Origin of the sequence: Bradyrhizobium sp. BLXBL-03, assembly GCF_051853015.1 — a bacterium.
In the GTDB taxonomy this organism is placed as follows: Bacteria; Pseudomonadota; Alphaproteobacteria; order Rhizobiales; family Xanthobacteraceae; genus Bradyrhizobium; species Bradyrhizobium manausense.
In genome coordinates, this window is record NZ_CP182470.1 from 6,365,708 (window position 1) to 6,381,986 (window position 16,279).

Consider the following 16,279-nt stretch of genomic DNA (forward strand, 5'->3'; position numbering starts at 1 on the left):
TCACACCGCCTCGATCAGCATGGCGCCGCCGAGCCCGCCGCCGATGCATTCGGTGGCAATCCCGCGCCGCGTGCCGAGCCGCTTCATCGCATTGACGAGATGCAGCACGATGCGGTTGCCTGACGTGCCGACGGGATGGCCGAGCGAAATGGCGCCGCCATCGACGTTGAGTCTTTCGCGATCGATCTCGCCGGCAGCGCCGTCGAGCCCGAGAATCTCGCGGCAGAACTTGTCGTCGTTCCAGGCGGCGAGGCAGCCGAGCACTTGCGTGGCAAAGGCCTCGTTCAGTTCCCAGGTCTCGATGTCCTGGAGGGTGAGGTTGTTGCGGGTCAGAAGCGGCGTCGCCGACATCACGGGGCCGAGCCCCATGATGCCGGGATCGAGCGCGGCCCAGTTGCTGTCGACGATTGCGGCTTTCGGCGTCAGCTTGTGTTTTGCCACAGCCGCGTCAGAGGCGAGGATCACCCACGATGCGCCATCGGTGATCTGCGAGGAATTGCCGGCGGTGACCTGGCCCCAGGGACGCTCGAACACCGGCCGGAGTTTTGCCAGCGTCTCGGCCGTGGAGTCCGCCCGCACGCCATCGTCATGGTCGAAGAACTTGCCGTCTCGCGAGAACGCAGTTTCGACCTCGCCTTTCAGGAAGCCTTCGGCCTGTGCATGGGCGAGCCGGCGATGGCTTTCGGCGGCATAGGCATCGGACTGCGCGCGGGTGATGCCGAAGAGATGACCGACGACTTCGGCGGTCTGGCCCATGTTCAGTTCGGTGATGGGGTCGGTGAGCCCGCGCTCGAGGCCGATGATCGGCTTGAGATAGCGCGGCCGCAGCTTGAACGCTGCGGCGAGCTTCGCGGCTACGCCTTTGGCCGTGGCGACGCCAGCGAACCAGCGCACGCCGGAATTCGGCCAGACCAGCGGCGCATGGCTCAGCGCCTCGGTGCCACCCGCCAAAACCATGTCGGCATGGCCCTCGCGGATATAGCGATAGGCGGTATCGATCGACTGCATCCCGGAGCCGCAATTGATCTGCACGGTGAAGGCAACCATGTCTTCGCCCATGCCGAGCCGGAGTGCGGCGACGCGGGCCGGATTCATCTCGTCGGCGATGACGTTGACGCAGCCGAGGATGACCTGGTCAAAATCCGTTGGCGCAAACGGCTGGCGCGCCAACAGCGGCCGTCCGCATTGCACGGCGAGATCGACAGGCGTGAACGGCCCCGGCCCGGATCTCGCCTTCAGAAACGGCGTCCGGCTGCCGTCGATGATGAATACCGGTCGTGCCATCAGCTCGCCGCCCTCTGTTCACCGAGTTCTTGGAAGAACTGATGCACGTCGCCGATTTTCTTGTAAATCGGCGACAGCGCCTCCGGCGCAAAATCGTCGACCTCGATGACTTCCGTGACCGCGGCATGAGCAGAAGCGAGCTGCTCGCCTTCGGCCTGCGTGATCACGCCCTTGGTCACCGCGTCCTTCCAGTCCTGGACATGCGCGGCGCGCACGCGCTTGGCAATGGCGTCGGTCGCCGCGACCAGCTTGAAGGCGCGCTCCAGCCGGGCGAAGCCGCTGTCGTCGTCGACATGGGCGAGATCCGGCGTGAGGCGCTCACGTGCGGCCGAGGGCTCGAGCACGAGGCTGGCGCATCGATGCACGACGCGATCGGAGGGACCGAGTACGCGGGCACCGAAGGGCTGGACCACGAGCTTGAGGATGGCGGCGACGAAGCGGTTCGGCAAATTGGCGAGGATTTCGGCAAACCTCGCTTCGATGGTCTTGAAGCCCGTCGCCATGCACCATTCCAACGCGGCGAAATCCTCCTTCTGCCGACCCTCATCCTGCCAGCGTTTCAGCGCGGCCGAGAGCAGGTACAGCTCGGAGAGGATGTCGCCGAACCGCGCCGACAACATCTCCTTGCGCTTGAGCGCGCCGCCAAGCGTCAGCAGCGCCAGATCGGCGCAAAGCGCGAACGCCGCGGAGTAGCGCGAGAGCTGGCGATAGAATGGCGTTGCATCGCCGGCATCCGGCGCCAGCGCAAAAGCGCCAAAAGTCCAGCTTCGTCCGAAGGCGCGGAACAGCGTCTGGAAGCTGTGACGGACATGTTTCCAGAACGCATTGTCGAATGCGGTAAGCCCGCGCTCGCGATCGGTGTCCGCAAGCGCGTTCATCTCGTCGAGCAGATAGGGATGAGCGCGGATTGCACCCTGCCCGAATATGATGAGGTTGCGCGTCAGGATGTTGGCGCCCTCGACCGTTATGCCCACGGGCACGGCGCGGTGCAGATTGCCGATGTAGTTTTGCGGGCCGTCGATCACGGCCTTGCCGCCGTGGATGTCCATGGCATCGTCGATCGCGATGCGCATGCGTTCGGTCGCATGCAGCTTCATGATGCCTGATATCACGGCGGGGTGGACGCCGGCATTCAGCGCCGCGCAAGTGAGCCGCCGCGCGGCGTCGAGCTGGTATGCGGTGGCGACGATGCGCGCGAGCGGCTCCTGGACGCCCTCGAACCTGGAAATGGAGATGCCGAACTGCTCGCGGATGCGGGCATAGGCACCGGTCGTCCGCGCCGCATAGGCAGCACCGGCTGCGGAGAGCGACGGCAGCGAGATGCCGCGACCGGCGGCAAGCGCGGTCATCAGCATCTTCCAGCCCTGGCCCAGCCGTTCCTGGCCGCCGATGACATAGTCGAGCGGAATGAAGACATCGCGGCCCCGGTTCGGGCCGTTCTGGAATACCTGCATCGACGGCAGATGACGGTGGCCGATCTCGACGCCGGGCAGATGGGTCGGGATCAGCGCGACGGTGATGCCGAGCTCTTCCTGATCGCCGACCAGATGATCGGGATCATAGGCTTTGAAGGCGAGGCCGAGCAGCGTCGCGACGGGGCCGAGCGTAATGTAGCGCTTGTGCCAGTTCAGCCGGAGACCTGTGACCTCGCGGCCCTCGAACACACCCTTGCAGATGATGCCGCTGTCGACCATCGAGGCGGCGTCGGAGCCCGCCTCCGGGCTGGTGAGGCCGAAGCAGGGAATGTCGCGGCCGTCGGCAAGCCGCGGCAGCCAGCGCTCCTGCTGCTCTTTGGTGCCGAAGCGCATCAGGAGCTCACCGGGGCCGAGCGAGTTCGGCACCATCACCGTGACGGCGGCAGCGATCGAGCGGGTCGAGATTTTCCGCACCACTTCCGAATGGGCATAGGGCGAGAAGCCGAGGCCGCCGAATTGCTTCGGGATGATCATGCCGAAGAACTTCTCGCGCTTGATGAAGGTCCAGGCGTCCTGCGGCAGGTCGCGCCACTCCCAGAAGATCTTCCACTCGTCGAGCATGGCGCAGAGCTCATCGACGGGGCCGTTGAGGAAGGCGCGCTCCTCGGCGTTCAATGTCGCCTGCGGGGTCTTCAGCAGCTTCGACCAGTCGGGGTTGCCGGTGAAGAGGTCAGCGTCCCACCAGACGTCGCCAGCCTCCAGCGCCTCGCGCTCGGTGTCGGACATCGCCGGCAGCACGCCGCGGGCCCAGGAGAAGATCGGTTTTGTCAGTCTGTCGCGGCGGAAGCTCATGGCGGACCTCATGGATCGGCGCGGTGACAGGGCATTTTAGCGGAAAGTGGCCGCCGGAGGGGAACATCTCGCCTGCGACATTGACGCGGCCGGGCGGTCGCTCGAACCATAACGGCCTGGGCGCGGGGACAGTTCCGGGAGGGAGAGGAGCCGTAGCCCGGATGGAGCGAAGCGCAATCCGGGCTACAGGTGAGGGCTTGACCGGATCAGTCGGGCCGGATCATCTCGAACATGTTTTCCGGCTTGATCTCGAAATAGTCGCCGCGGCGGCCTGCGCGCACGATCGGGCGGGCCGCCGCGGTCTGGTAGACGCCGTCCTTGATCATGGCCTTGTCGATGTGGACGGCCACGACCTCGCCGAGCGTGAGCCAGGCATTCGCCTCCTTGCCGTCGGCACCCTTGAGACGGACGATATCGGCCACCTTGCACTCGAAGGCGACCGGGCTCTCGCCGACGCGCGGCACGTTGACGAGCTTGCCCGGGACCGCCGTCAACCCTGCGAGCTTGAACTCATCGACCTCGGGCGCGACATGCGCGGCGGTCGCGTTCATCTGCTTGGCCAGATCCATGGTGGCGAGATTCCAGACGAACTCCCCGGTCTGCTGGATGTTCTCGACCGAGTCCTTCCAGTGGGTGGAGGAGAAGCCGATGATCGGCGGCACGTAAGCGAAGGCGTTGAAGAAGCTATAGGGCGCGAGATTGACGTGGCCCTTGGCATCGCGGGACGAGATCCAGCCGATCGGCCGCGGCGCAATAATGGCGTTGAAAGGGTCGTGCCTGAGGCCGTGGCCCTTGGAGGGTTCGTAGAAATGCAGGTCTTTCTCGGTCACGCTGGCTCTCCACTCTCCGTCATTCCGGGGCGGTCCGCAGGACCGAACCCGGAATCTCGAGATTCCGGGTTCGCCTCTTCGAGGCGCCCGGAATGACAGAGAAGCAGCTTATAGGGAGAAAAGTCCCGCCCCGTCAGTGGCGCGGGGACAGACCGGCGATGACGAAATCGATCATCTGGTCGATGGTCGGGCCCGGCTTGGTGGCGCACTGGGCGATCATCTGGGGGTGGAAGAAGCGGATCATCGCGCTGCAGGCGCAGAGCGCAGCCAGTTGCAGGTCCGGCGCCTCGAACTCGCCGGAAGCGACGCCCTGCGCGATCATCTGGCCGATCATGCCGGCGATGCATTCCATATGGGCGACGCAGACGTCCCAATCCTCCTCCATCGCGATCGCGACCATCTCGTGCAGCTTGTTGTCGCCGACATAGCGCTCGGTGTTCATGCGATGGATGGTGGTGAGCAGCTCGCGGAAGCGCGGCAGCACCGGACCGGGCCGCGCCACGATCCGCTGCGCCTCCAGCTCGACCCCGCCCATCAGCGAACGCGCCACCGCCTGGTGGATCGCCTTCTTCGATTCGAAGAAGCGATACACGTTGGCGGGGCTCATCCTGAGCTCCTTGGCGATGTCGCCGACCGTGGTCTTCTGGTAGCCGATCTGACGGAACAGCCGCTCGGCCACCTCGAGGATGCGATCCCGGGTGTCGACTTCGATATGTTCCGAAACAAGGGCCATCAGTCAGGACTCGTTGGTCAGCAGTCTTCTCATCTATTCAGCCGCCTCGGCAAGCGGAATTGCGTGCGGGTCATCGCTGCCATGTTGCGGTGCGGCGGGCTGCTCGGGCGTTCCGGCCTCGTCCAGGCTCTTGCGGAACCAGAGGGCGTAGAGGCCCGGCAGGTACAGCAGCGTCAGGAACGTCGCGACGAACAGGCCCCCCATGATGGTGATCGCCATCGGGCCCCAGAACGCCGAGCGCGACAGCGGTATCATGGCCAGGATGGCGGCGAGCGCCGTCAGCACCACGGGACGGGCGCGGCGGACGGTCGCCTCCACGATCGCCTCGCGGCGGGTCAGGCCGTGGCTGACGTCGGTCTCGATCTGGTCGACCAGGATGACGGTGTTGCGCATGATCATGCCGGCGAGCGCGATCAGGCCGAGCAGCGCCACGAACCCAAACGGTGCATTGGCGATGTTGAGGCCGAAGGAGGCGCCGACAATGCCGAGCGGCGCGGTCAGGAACACCAGGAACAGGCGTGAGAAGTTCTGCAACTGGATCATCAGCAGCGTCAGCATCACCATGACCATCATCGGAAAGAGGATGAAGATCGAGGCATTACCCTTGGCGGATTCCTCGAACGCACCACCCGGCTCGATGCGGTAGGCCGGCTCGAGGCTGTCCTTGATCCCCTGAAGCTTCGGCGTGATCTGGTTGGTGACATCAGGCGCCTGCACGCCGTCGACGACGTCGGAGCGCACCGTGATCGCCATGTCGCGGTTGCGCCGCCACATGATCGGCTCCTCGTGGGCGTATTCGATCTTGGCGATCTGCTGCAGCGGGACGGCAACGCCGTTCTTCGAGGTGATGGTGAGATCGCCGACGCCGCCGAGGTCGAGACGTTCGGACGGGATCGCACGGGCGACCACGCCGACCTTCTCGATGCCGTCACGCACGGTCGTGACCTGCGCGCCGGAGATCAGCATGGACAGCGCCTGCGAGACCTCCTGCGGGGTCAAGCCCATGGCGCGGGCACGGTCCTGGTCGACGACGAGCTTGAGGTAGGGCGACTGCTCGTTCCAGTCGAGCTGGACGTCCTTGACGTTCTTGTTCTCGCGCATGACGTCGCGAACCTGATAGGCGATCTCGCGCACCTTGTTCGCGTCAGGCCCGATCACGCGGAACTGCACGGGGAAGCCGACGGGGGGGCCGAAATTGAAGCGGTCGACGCGCACGCGCGCTTCGGTGAGCATGCCGTCGGCGACGGCGCCCTCGATCTTGGCCTTGACGCGCTCGCGCCCCTCGACGCCCTTGGCGACGATGACGATCTCGGCGAACGCCTCGTTCGGCAATTGCGGGTTGAGGCCGAGCCAGAAGCGCGGCGAGCCCTGGCCGACATAGGAGGTGTAGGTCTCGATGTCCTTGTCGTCCTTCAGCAGCGTCTCGGCCTTCTTCACGGCCTTCTCGGTGACGTTGAAGGCGGTGCCCTCGGGCAGGCGCAGCTGGAGGAACAGCTCAGGCCGCTCCGACAGGGGGAAGAACTGCTGCTGGACATGGCCGAAGCCGACGATGGAGGCAACGAACACGCCGACGGTCGCGGCCACCACGGTGATGCGATGATTGACGCACCATTGCACGACGGCACGCAAGCCGCGGTACATGCGGGTCTCGTAGACCGCATGCGGATCGTGGTTGGCGTGGACCTTGATGTTCGGCAGCAGCTTGACGCCGATATAGGGCGTGAAGATCACCGCCACGAACCAGGAGGCGATGAGCGCAATCGCCACGATCCAGAAGATGCTGCCGGCATATTCGCCGACCGCCGAATTGGCAAAGCCGATGGGGAGGAAGCCAGCGGCCGTGACCAGCGTTCCCGTGAGCATCGGAAACGCAGTTGATTCCCAGGCAAAGGACGCCGCGTGCATGCGGTCCCAGCCCTGCTCCATCTTCACCACCATCATCTCGACCGCGATGATGGCATCATCCACGAGAAGCCCGAGCGCGATGATCAGCGCGCCGAGCGAGATGCGGTGCAGGTCGAGCGACATCGAGTTCATGACGATGAAGACGATACCGAGCACCAAGGGCACGGACAGCGCGACCACGATGCCGGTGCGCCAGCCGAGCGCCAGGAACGAGACGAACAGCACGATCGCGAGCGCTTCCATGAAGGAGTGCACGAACTCGCCGACGGCATGCTCGACCACCTTGGGCTGATCGGCGATCAGCGAGACGTCCACGCCTTGCGGCACCGCCTTCATGAATTCGGCGGTCGCTTTCTCGACGTCCTTGCCGAGTTCGAGGATGTTGGCGCCCTTGGCGGTGACGACGCCGATGCCGATCGCTGCCTTGCCTTCCTGACGGACGACGAAGCTCGGCGGATCGACATAGCCGTGGGTGACGGTGGCGATGTCGCCGAGGCGGAAGACGCGACCATTGCTTTCGACCGGGGTCTCGGCCACGGCCTTGGCGCCGTCGAGCGCGCCGGTGACGCGCAGCGGCACGCGCTGCGACGAGGTCTCGACCGTGCCGGCCGGCGTCACGTTGTTCTGCTTGGCGAGCGAATCGAACAGCGCCTGCGGCGTGATGCCGAGCGTGGCGAGCTTGGCGTGCGAAAACTCGACGTAGATGCGCTCGTCCTGGTTGCCGTACATGTCGACCTTGGTGACACCGGGCACCTTGAGGAGGCGCTGGCGGAAACCTTCCGCGACCTTCTTGAGCTGAGCGTAGTCGGCGCCGTCGCCGGTCATCATGTAGAGGATGGAATCGACGTCGGAGAATTCGTCGTTGACGACGGGTCCGAGAATGCCGGCCGGCAACTGGCCCTGCACGTCGACCAGCTTCTTGCGCAGCAGATAAAACAGATACGGCACGTCCTTTGGCGGCGTGGAATCGCGGAAGGTGACCTGGAGCGCGGTGAAGCCCGGCTTGGAATAGGTTTGCACCTTCTCGAAATAGGGCAGCTCCTGGATCTTCTTCTCGATGGGATCGGCGACCTGGGCCTGCATCTCCTGTGCGGTCGCCCCCGGCCACAGCACGGAAACGTTGACCACCTTCACCGTGAAGAACGGATCTTCGGCGCGGCCGAGCTTCTGATAGGAGAAGAAGCCGGCAACGCCGAGCACGAGCATCAGGAACAGGACCAGCGTCGGATGGCTGACGGCCCAGGCCGAAAGGTTGAAGCGCTTCATCGCACTCTCCGGAAAATCGATCCAATTGCCCAAACGACAGCCGCTCTGATCAACCGTCGTCGCGAGGCAGCGAAGCAATCCAGGGGGCTGGGCAGGTTCTGGATCGCTTCGCCGCTTCAGCCTTTGCGTAGGGGCAAAGGCAGAAGCTCACCTCACACGACGTAACTGGTCGTCACGCCTAGAAAGACAGCGCCGACACGACCCGCACCTTCTGGCCGGGGTCGAGCTTCTGCACGCCGAGGGCGACGATCTTGGCACCCTCGTCGACGCCGCCGTTGATGACGACGTCGTTGCTGTCGTAGGACTTCACCACAACAGGCTTGAGCGTGACCGCGCCGTTGTCGTCGACGACGAAGAAGGACGGCTTGCCGCCTTCGTTGAACAGCGCCGACAGCGGCAGCCGCGCGACGCGCTCGGTGCCGGCATCCGACAGCGTCAGCGTCGCGGTCATGCCGAGCGCGACCTTGTCGCCAGCCTCGGGCAGCGAGAATTTTGCGAGATAGGTGCGCGTGGCCGGATCGGCGGCCGGCGCGATCTCGCGCAGCTTGGCGACATATTTCTTGTCCGGCTCAGACCAAAGAGTGACGCTGGCGACGCCCGACTTGGCGCGTCCAACCAGCGTCTCAGGGATCGCGACGACCGCTTCCTTTTCGGCAAAGCGGGCGACACGGATCGAAGCCTGGCCCGCGGCGACCACCTGGCCGGGCTCGATCAGCGTTGCGGTCACGACGCCACGGGCGTCGGCAACAAGCGTCGCGTAGGAAAGGGAATTCTTGGTCAGCTCGACCGAGCGGACGGCGCGATCAAGGCGCGCACGGGCTTCGTCAGCCGCGGCGCGGCTCGAATCCATCGCGGCGTCCGTAGTCCAGCCCTTGGCTTTCAGATCCTTGGCGCGCTGCTCGGCCGCGGCGGCCTGGGCCAGCACGCCGGTTGCGGCGGTCTGTTCGGCGACGGCCTGCTCGGCCTGGAGCTTCAGATCGACCTCGTCGAGGGTGGCGAGTGCCTGGCCGACGTCCACGGTCTGACCGACCTCAACAAGGCGTTTTGCGACCTTGCCGGCGACGCGGAAACCGAGATCGCTCTCGATGCGGGGCTTGATGGTGCCGACGAAGCTGCGCTCCGGGGTCTCGGCGTCATAATGCGCGGTCGCGACCAGGACCGGCCGGGGCGGCTCGGCTTTTTGCGCCACGGAATCGTTGCATCCGGCCAGCGCCGCGGCCATCAGGGCCAGCGACACGCCCGCCAAGAGCCTGGAATAGCTGGACAAAATCGACCGAACCAACATCGGGGACACTCCTGCGTCTGCAATGAGAGGAATGTCGAATAATCACTGATAAAAGTCAATAATCGTCAGTCATCAGTAATGCGTGATCGTTAAGAGATGGTGAGGATCGAAAAAGGGGTGCCAGGAAGGTGCTATCGTAGGGTGGGCAAAGCGTAGCGTGCCCACGCATTTTTCGTGGTCGAGAGAGATGGCGGGCACGGCGCAGAGCGCCTTTGCCCACCCTGCTACGGAACCTACGTCAGCGGTGACGGTGTCTCTAGCGCCCCTGGTCGCCGAACTCGTGCTTGCTCTCGTGGCCGCCGATGAAGACCAAAATGCCGGCGAGCAGCGGCAGCACGGCGAGCACCAGCAGACCCGTCGAGGTCTGCCCCGTCGCTTCCTTGACCCAGCCGATCAGATACGGCCCGCCGAAGCCGGCGAGATTGCCGATCGAGTTGATCAGCGCGATGGCGCCGGCGGCCGCCGTGCCGGAGAGCCAGGCGGTCGGCAAGGTCCAGAACACGCCGAAGACGCAGAACACGCCGATCGCTGCGAAGGTCAGCGCCACCATGGTCAGGGTGGGGTCGGTGAGATAGCTGGAGATGGCGAGCGCGATCGCAATCAGGATCATGGGCGCGCCGACATGCATCACGCGCTCGCGCGTGGCGTCCGAATGCCGCGCCCACAGGATCATGGCAATGGTGCCGAACAGATACGGGATTGCAGTGACGAAGCCGGTTTGGGCATTGGTGAGGCCGAACGCCTTGACGATCTGCGGCAGCCAGAACTGCATGCCATAGAGCGCACCGACGAAGCCGAAATAGATCAGGCTGAGTGCGATCACCTTCGGTGACGACAAGGCTTCGCCGAGCGACAGATGCTTCACCGCCTGCTTGGCGGCGATCTCCGAATCGAGCTTCGCCTTGAGCCAGGCCTTCTGCTCGGCCGAGAGCCAGTCCGCCTTCTCCGGCTTGTCGGTGAGGTAGAACCAGGTGACGATGCCAAGCAGCACCGAGGGAATGCCCTCGAGAATGAACAGCCACTGCCAGCCCCTCAGACCCATCACGCCGTCGAGCCCGAGCAACAGGCCCGAAATCGGCGCGCCGATCACAGTCGAAACCGGTACGGCGATCGCGAAGGCTGCGAGAAAGCGGGCGCGGTATTCGGCCGGATACCAATAGGTGAGATAGAGGATGATGCCGGGGAAGAAGCCGGCTTCGGCGACGCCGAGCAGGAAGCGCAGGACGTAGAAGCTGGTCACGCCGCTCACCAGCGCCATCAGCGCCGAGATGATGCCCCAGGTCACCATGATGCGGGCGATCCAGCGGCTGGCGCCGAACTTTTCCAGCGCGAGGTTGCTCGGCACCTCGAAGATGAAATAGCCGATGAAGAAGATGCCGGCGCCCCACGAGAAGATCAGCGGCGTGAACTTCAGCTCCGCGTTCATGGTCAGCGCGGCGAAGCCGAGATTGACGCGATCGAGATAGGAGAAGAAGTAGGCCAGAACCAGAAACGGGATCAGGCGCCAGGAGATGGCGCTAATCGTTGAGGTCTCAATGGCGCTTTTCGCACCGGCGGAAGCGGTATAGGTCGTGGTCTGGCTCATGGCGTCCCCCGTATTGTTGCTTTTGTGAGCTGATCCCGGTTTTGAGCATCGCGGCCAAAGAGTCAATGGAACAAGCAATGCATGGGACGCAGCCAAATCATTCTGCCGCACTGCTACTGACATCGCTGACCCGCGCCCGCATCTTCTCGCCGTGGATTTGGTCGCGTATGCGATCGGGATTGCGTTCGGAGTTTGGATCGATCGGCTCGCCGAAATGAGCGGTGTCGTCGGGTGGGCAAAGGCGCGTTAGCGCCGTGCCCACGATTGTCCGCTACCTTGGGCAATCGTGGGCACGCTCCGCCTTGCCCACCCGACGAGACCGGCAGTGTGGCGCACGATCTTCACTCCGCCAATTGAAACCGCTCGAACCGGTCGAGTTCTTCCTCGATTTTCCGCTTCAGCTCCTTGCGCCCTGCCGTCTTCTTGCCCTGCCCGACCCAGGTCCATTTCTGCATCAACACCTTCTTCGCCTGCCGGTCGGTCTTGAGATCGAGCGCGGCGACGATCTCGTGGCCGACCAGCACCGGCAGCGCGAAATAGCCGAGCTTGCGCTTGGCCTTCGGCACATAGGCCTCGAACAGATGGTTGTAGCCGAAGATAAGATTGGTGCGCTTGCGCTGGATGATCAGCGGATCGAACGGCGAGAGGATGTGGACGAGATCCGGCGGCACCTCGGCAGGCTCGAGCGCCGCGGGCGTCGCCCAATGCTCCTGCTTGCCGGCGCCTTCAATTGCGACAGGCACGAGTTCGCCGCGCCGAACGCGCGAAGCGACCAGGGCGCCCACCGCCTTCTTGCTCGGCGCATCGAGATGGCAGATCGAATCGAGACTGACGATGCCCTGCGAGCGCAGCGCGCGGTCGAGCAGATAGGCCGTGATCTCCTTCGGCGATGCCGGCTTCGGCAATTTGTCCCAGCCGAAATGCCGCGTCATCAGATCATAGGTCTTGAGCATGCCCTGGCGCGCGCCGATGGTCGCGACGCCGGTATAGAAGGCCAGCTGAAGCGCCCGCTTCGAAGGTTTTCGGCTCTGCCAGAGATGCTCCTTCTCGGTGAGCACATCGTCCTCGATGTCGCGGATGGTCAGGGGACCGGCGCGTAGCAGCCGCATCACCTTGCGGGTGTCGGCCGGCGTTACCGACGCGTACCATTTGTGCCCCTCGCGCTTGTGCTCGCGCATGGCCGGCAGGAAAAAGCGAAAATCATCCGACGGTACGTAGGACAGTGCATGAGTCCAGTATTCGAACACGCTCTTGTCGACGCTCTGGGCATGACGCAGATCGGCGCGGCGATAGGACGGGATACGGCTGAACAGGATGTGGTGGTGGCAGCGCTCGATCACGTTGATAGTGTCGATCTGCACATAGCCGAGATGGGCGACCGCGTCTTTGACCGCCTGCGGCCCTTCCCCGAATGGTTCACGCGTGTCGAGCCGCTGGGCCCGCAGCCAGATCTGCCGGGCCTGTGTCGTCGGGATTGGGAGGGGTTTTGGGGCGCGGGGCATTGCGCGAGGCAATGTAGCGGGATTCGCGCCAAGAAAAAGGACAAGAGAAAGAACGACGCGGCATAGATAAGCCGCGCTGCCATCTGTTGACAGCGCGGCCGGGATGGGTGCGGCCGAGGCCTACTTCATCGACATGGCCTTCTGCGCCTTCATGTAATGCATGCAGGCGCCCTTCATCTTGCCCATGCTCATGTCCGAATTGGCCATGGCCATTTCCTTGTTCATGGCCATCTTGGCGGGCGTGTCGGCGGTGCCGGTCATCGTGGCCGCCGACTTCATCATATTGGCGCTGGTGCACGCCATCATGGCGGCGGATGCGGGCGAAACGGAAAGAGCGAACGCGACAAGGGCTGCGGCGCTGAGCAAGGTCTTCATCGAAAAGTCTCCTTAAAGTAAAACGAAACCGGCGTCATGCCGGCATTCGCAATTACGTATTTTCTGGCGAGAACGTTTCCTGGAGAAGACAATTTTCTTGCTGCAATGCAAAGCGAGCCGACGTTAACGGCCGTTCTTCGGTGCCTTGGTCCGGTCGTTGGGCCGGTCACCGAGGCTGCCGGTGGCGATGTCGGGCTCGCAGGAGGCCCTGCCCCGCCCCTCCGCCCCGCAGCGAAAGACGCTGCCGGTCAGGCGATCGACCAGCCACATGTTCTCGTCGGTCGGAGCTTCGAGACCGACATAGCGGGAGGTCAAGCCCGTGATCAGCGTCGAAAGCAGGATCGACACCGCGATCATCGCCGCGCCGACGTAGATCGGCATGGCGCTCAGAGACACAGTCCGATCCGGCGGGCCGCTGCGATGGAATTGATAGTCACTGGGCCTCGGCACTGGATGGAACTCGGCTCCCTTCGGCTTGCGGTGACGGCTCGTCGAGGTCTGCTAGGCGCGCATCTGGCCAAATTCTTGTTCGCACGCAGGCCATGCCGCGACAGCTTTGCGACGATCGGTAAGCGCTGGTTCCGGAACGATGGGCGGCCCAAAGCGGGCCGCCTTTTGCTTACTCCCCTGCCCCTCAGCGGCGGCCGAACAACCCGCCCATCATACCGCCGAGTAGACCACCGGGACCTGCCGGAGCGCCACCACCGCCGCTATAATGGCGGCGGCCGCCACCGCCCGAGTAGCGGCGGTGCGCCGGCTCATCGTCTGCCTGTTCCGAGGAAGCCGCGCGGGTCGAGACAATCTCCGACAGCAGAGCCTTATGCTGGAGCTTGTTGAGATAGCCCGTAGCGGGATAACCGCGCGCAGCCTGCCACCGCCTGATCACGGAACGCGCCTCGTCGTCGAACTGGCCTGTCGCCTTGACGTCGAAACCGAGCCCGGTGAGGCGACGCTGCACGTCACGACGCTGGCTCTTGTCCAGACCAATTTGGTCTTCAGATACTTGGTTGGCCTCTTCCGTGAAGGTCGCGGGATCGATCCCAACCGACAGGTTGCGGCTGGCATTGGATGGACCATCCTGCAACGCCGCAATGCGGGCGAGTGCGATCGATTTGAACGTGCCGTTGGGATAGCTGGTGAGATAGGCGTTGAGCTCCTCGACCTTGTTGGAGTCCTTGATCGAGCGCCAGAACTCGAGCTCGACGTCGGAGCCTTGCTTGCTCGCGGCCAACACCGGCGCGCTCGACGTGTCAGTCGCGCCCGCAGCCGGCCCGCCAACCGGATTGAGGTAGACGTTGCCCGTCAGGTTGGTGTGCCCCCAAGGCAATTGCCCTTTGCCGGTCTCGTCACTGACCTGGGCGCGGACCTTGGTCATCGCCTGCTGGATCTCGATCCCAGGCTGGGCAATGTTGGCGACAAGCGCGCGCGTGAACGGGCTGTTGGTCCCGGCTTCGCCGTCGAGCGCGGTTTGACCTGGGCCGGTGGCAAAGGCAATCAGCGTGCCCTCGCCCGACTTCATCTCTGCCAGACCGGCCTGGACGTTGACCGACCGGGTGGCTTTCGCCGAGCGGATCTTTGCCGCGAAAGGATTGTCACGACAGGCATCCAGGAACACGAGCTTCACCTTCGCGTCCGACATGGTTTGATCGAGCGTGAGGTCGACATTGATCGCCGCGCCCAGCTTGACGTCCATCTCGGATTTCAGGTCTGCATCGATCGGCAACAGGTAGTTGATGCCGTTCACGGCAATGCCGTGGCCGGCATAGAAGAACACCGCGACATCGGCACCCTCGCTCTTCTTGCCGAACTCCAGGAGTTTTGCAGTCATGACGTCGCGCGTGAGGTTGGCTCCCTCGACGACATCGAAGCCGACATTGCGCAGCACCCTGGCCATCGCCTTGGAATCGATCGCGGGGTTGGGAAGCTGCGGGACGTTCTTGTAGGCGGCATTGCCGACCACGAAGGCGACGCGCTTGTCAGCGAGGGCCGTATTGCCGCTGACGATGAATGCTGCGAGTGAAATTGCTGCGATCAAGAAGCGCATGATCATTCTCCCCTGATCCAAACTTCTTCGCTGCTCTCGCATCGGCTTTGGCCGATCCGATGAGAGCAATCTGATCCAACTCACAAGGACGCACTGTGATTTGGATCACTCGGGGATTTCTGCTGCCCGAACCGAGCTGGGAGTCGCCGCGACGATCGCTCTTCGGGCTGCTGACGCAGCGGGCAATCCGGCAGGTGACGAGCAATGGCAAAAGATTGTACCCGCTGGAGCTGCAAGTCCAGCAGCTATTGAAACCTCGTCCGAGAATGCGTGATGGATCAGGATTCTGCTCGATGCCGAATGAGACAGCGCGCCTTCCTGATGGTAGCGCGATGCCAGTGGCGCGAGCACGCCATGGATGCCGACAGGCTCCCGCGCGAGGACGCAGAGGACGTTTCGGCCCTTTGGAATGTGACCCGCATCACATCGGAGCCTTTGAACCTTCCCTATGCTCGCAGCATCAAATCGCCATCAGGCGTTACAGCGAGGATACGACAATGACCCATTTCAATAAGTCTTTTGGACTGAAGGCGATCACGCTCACCGCCGCGCTGTCGCTGACGGCGGGCCTGGCTTTCGCCGGCGACAGCAACGTCTCATCCAGCCAGATCCTGGACGCGTTGAAGCCGAAGCCGATCACCCGCGGCCTCTCCGTCGGTCCGCAGGCCGATCCGACCGCGCAGGCCAAGGAAGCGACTTTCCTGAATTCCGTGCGCAACCGGCAGACCCGTTCGCTCTCGATGGGCGAACGTGACCAGATCGCCGAGCTCGCTTCGACCAAGCCGAACATCGATCTGGAGATCCAGTTCGACTACAACTCGGCCGACATCGCCAAGACCTCGGTGGCATCGGTGCAAGCCCTCGGCAAGGCGCTGTCCGACCCGTCGCTGAAAGGCTCGACCTTCGTGGTCGCCGGCCATACCGATGCGATCGGCACGGAGGAGTACAATCAGGGCCTGTCGGAGCGTCGCGCCGACACCATCAAGAAGTACCTGGTGCAGAACTACGGTCTCAACGGCAGTGACCTCGTCACCGTCGGCTATGGCAAGACCAAGCTGAAGGACGCCGCCAACGGCGCCGACCCGATCAACCGCCGCGTCCAGGTCGTGAACATGGACACCAAGACCGCGTCCAAATGATCTGAACAAGTGACCTGGGACGCTATTGCAACGATAGACAAACCGCCTGCCGCGAGACTGGCAG

At 63.8% G+C, this 16,279-nt stretch carries 12 protein-coding genes; 1 reads left to right on the plus strand and 11 read right to left on the minus strand.

Annotated elements, in window-relative coordinates:
• From ACNJX9_RS30480 to ACNJX9_RS30530, 11 genes are all read right to left on the minus strand, one after another.
• Nucleotides 1-1,284, minus strand: coding sequence for an acetyl-CoA C-acetyltransferase (locus ACNJX9_RS30480; protein ID WP_439405642.1), 1,284 nt, complete (start codon nucleotides 1,282-1,284; stop codon nucleotides 1-3).
• Nucleotides 1,284-3,551, minus strand: a complete 2,268-nt coding sequence (locus ACNJX9_RS30485) for an acyl-CoA dehydrogenase (protein WP_439405644.1) — start codon at nucleotides 3,549-3,551, stop codon at nucleotides 1,284-1,286. The genes ACNJX9_RS30480 and ACNJX9_RS30485 overlap by 1 nt, the downstream gene beginning before the upstream one ends.
• Nucleotides 3,552-3,757: 206 nt before the next feature.
• Nucleotides 3,758-4,381 (minus strand): flavin reductase family protein, encoded by a 624-nt coding sequence (locus ACNJX9_RS30490; RefSeq protein ID WP_439405646.1) that lies wholly within the window; start codon nucleotides 4,379-4,381, stop codon nucleotides 3,758-3,760.
• A 133-nt stretch (nucleotides 4,382-4,514) separates the two neighbouring features.
• On the minus strand, nucleotides 4,515-5,114 hold the full coding sequence (locus ACNJX9_RS30495; RefSeq protein ID WP_057756972.1) for a TetR/AcrR family transcriptional regulator: 600 nt from the start codon (nucleotides 5,112-5,114) through the stop codon (nucleotides 4,515-4,517).
• 33 nt (nucleotides 5,115-5,147) lie between these two features.
• Complete coding sequence (locus ACNJX9_RS30500; protein WP_439405647.1) at nucleotides 5,148-8,285, minus strand: efflux RND transporter permease subunit; 3,138 nt, start codon at nucleotides 8,283-8,285, stop codon at nucleotides 5,148-5,150.
• A gap of 178 nt (nucleotides 8,286-8,463) precedes the next feature.
• Nucleotides 8,464-9,570 carry an efflux RND transporter periplasmic adaptor subunit gene (locus ACNJX9_RS30505; protein ID WP_439405648.1) on the minus strand — a complete coding sequence of 369 codons (1,107 nt, stop codon included), beginning with the start codon at nucleotides 9,568-9,570 and terminating at the stop codon, nucleotides 8,464-8,466.
• Nucleotides 9,571-9,826: 256 nt separating this feature from the next.
• Nucleotides 9,827-11,155 (minus strand): MFS transporter, encoded by a 1,329-nt coding sequence (locus ACNJX9_RS30510; protein ID WP_271621725.1) that lies wholly within the window; start codon nucleotides 11,153-11,155, stop codon nucleotides 9,827-9,829.
• Between the two features lie 341 nt (nucleotides 11,156-11,496).
• Nucleotides 11,497-12,657, minus strand: a complete 1,161-nt coding sequence (locus ACNJX9_RS30515) for a winged helix-turn-helix domain-containing protein (RefSeq protein WP_439405651.1) — start codon at nucleotides 12,655-12,657, stop codon at nucleotides 11,497-11,499.
• Nucleotides 12,658-12,777: 120 nt separating this feature from the next.
• On the minus strand, nucleotides 12,778-13,032 hold the full coding sequence (locus ACNJX9_RS30520; RefSeq protein WP_439405652.1) for a hypothetical protein: 255 nt from the start codon (nucleotides 13,030-13,032) through the stop codon (nucleotides 12,778-12,780).
• A gap of 123 nt (nucleotides 13,033-13,155) precedes the next feature.
• Complete coding sequence (locus ACNJX9_RS30525; protein ID WP_057756961.1) at nucleotides 13,156-13,413, minus strand: hypothetical protein; 258 nt, start codon at nucleotides 13,411-13,413, stop codon at nucleotides 13,156-13,158.
• Nucleotides 13,414-13,666: 253 nt separating this feature from the next.
• Nucleotides 13,667-15,076 carry a caspase family protein gene (locus tag ACNJX9_RS30530; RefSeq protein ID WP_439405654.1) on the minus strand — a complete coding sequence of 470 codons (1,410 nt, stop codon included), beginning with the start codon at nucleotides 15,074-15,076 and terminating at the stop codon, nucleotides 13,667-13,669.
• A 497-nt stretch (nucleotides 15,077-15,573) separates the two neighbouring features.
• Between ACNJX9_RS30530 and ACNJX9_RS30535 the strand changes: the two genes are divergently transcribed.
• Complete coding sequence (locus tag ACNJX9_RS30535) at nucleotides 15,574-16,215, plus strand: OmpA family protein (RefSeq protein WP_057756959.1); 642 nt, start codon at nucleotides 15,574-15,576, stop codon at nucleotides 16,213-16,215.
• Nucleotides 16,216-16,279: the final 64 nt, after the last annotated feature.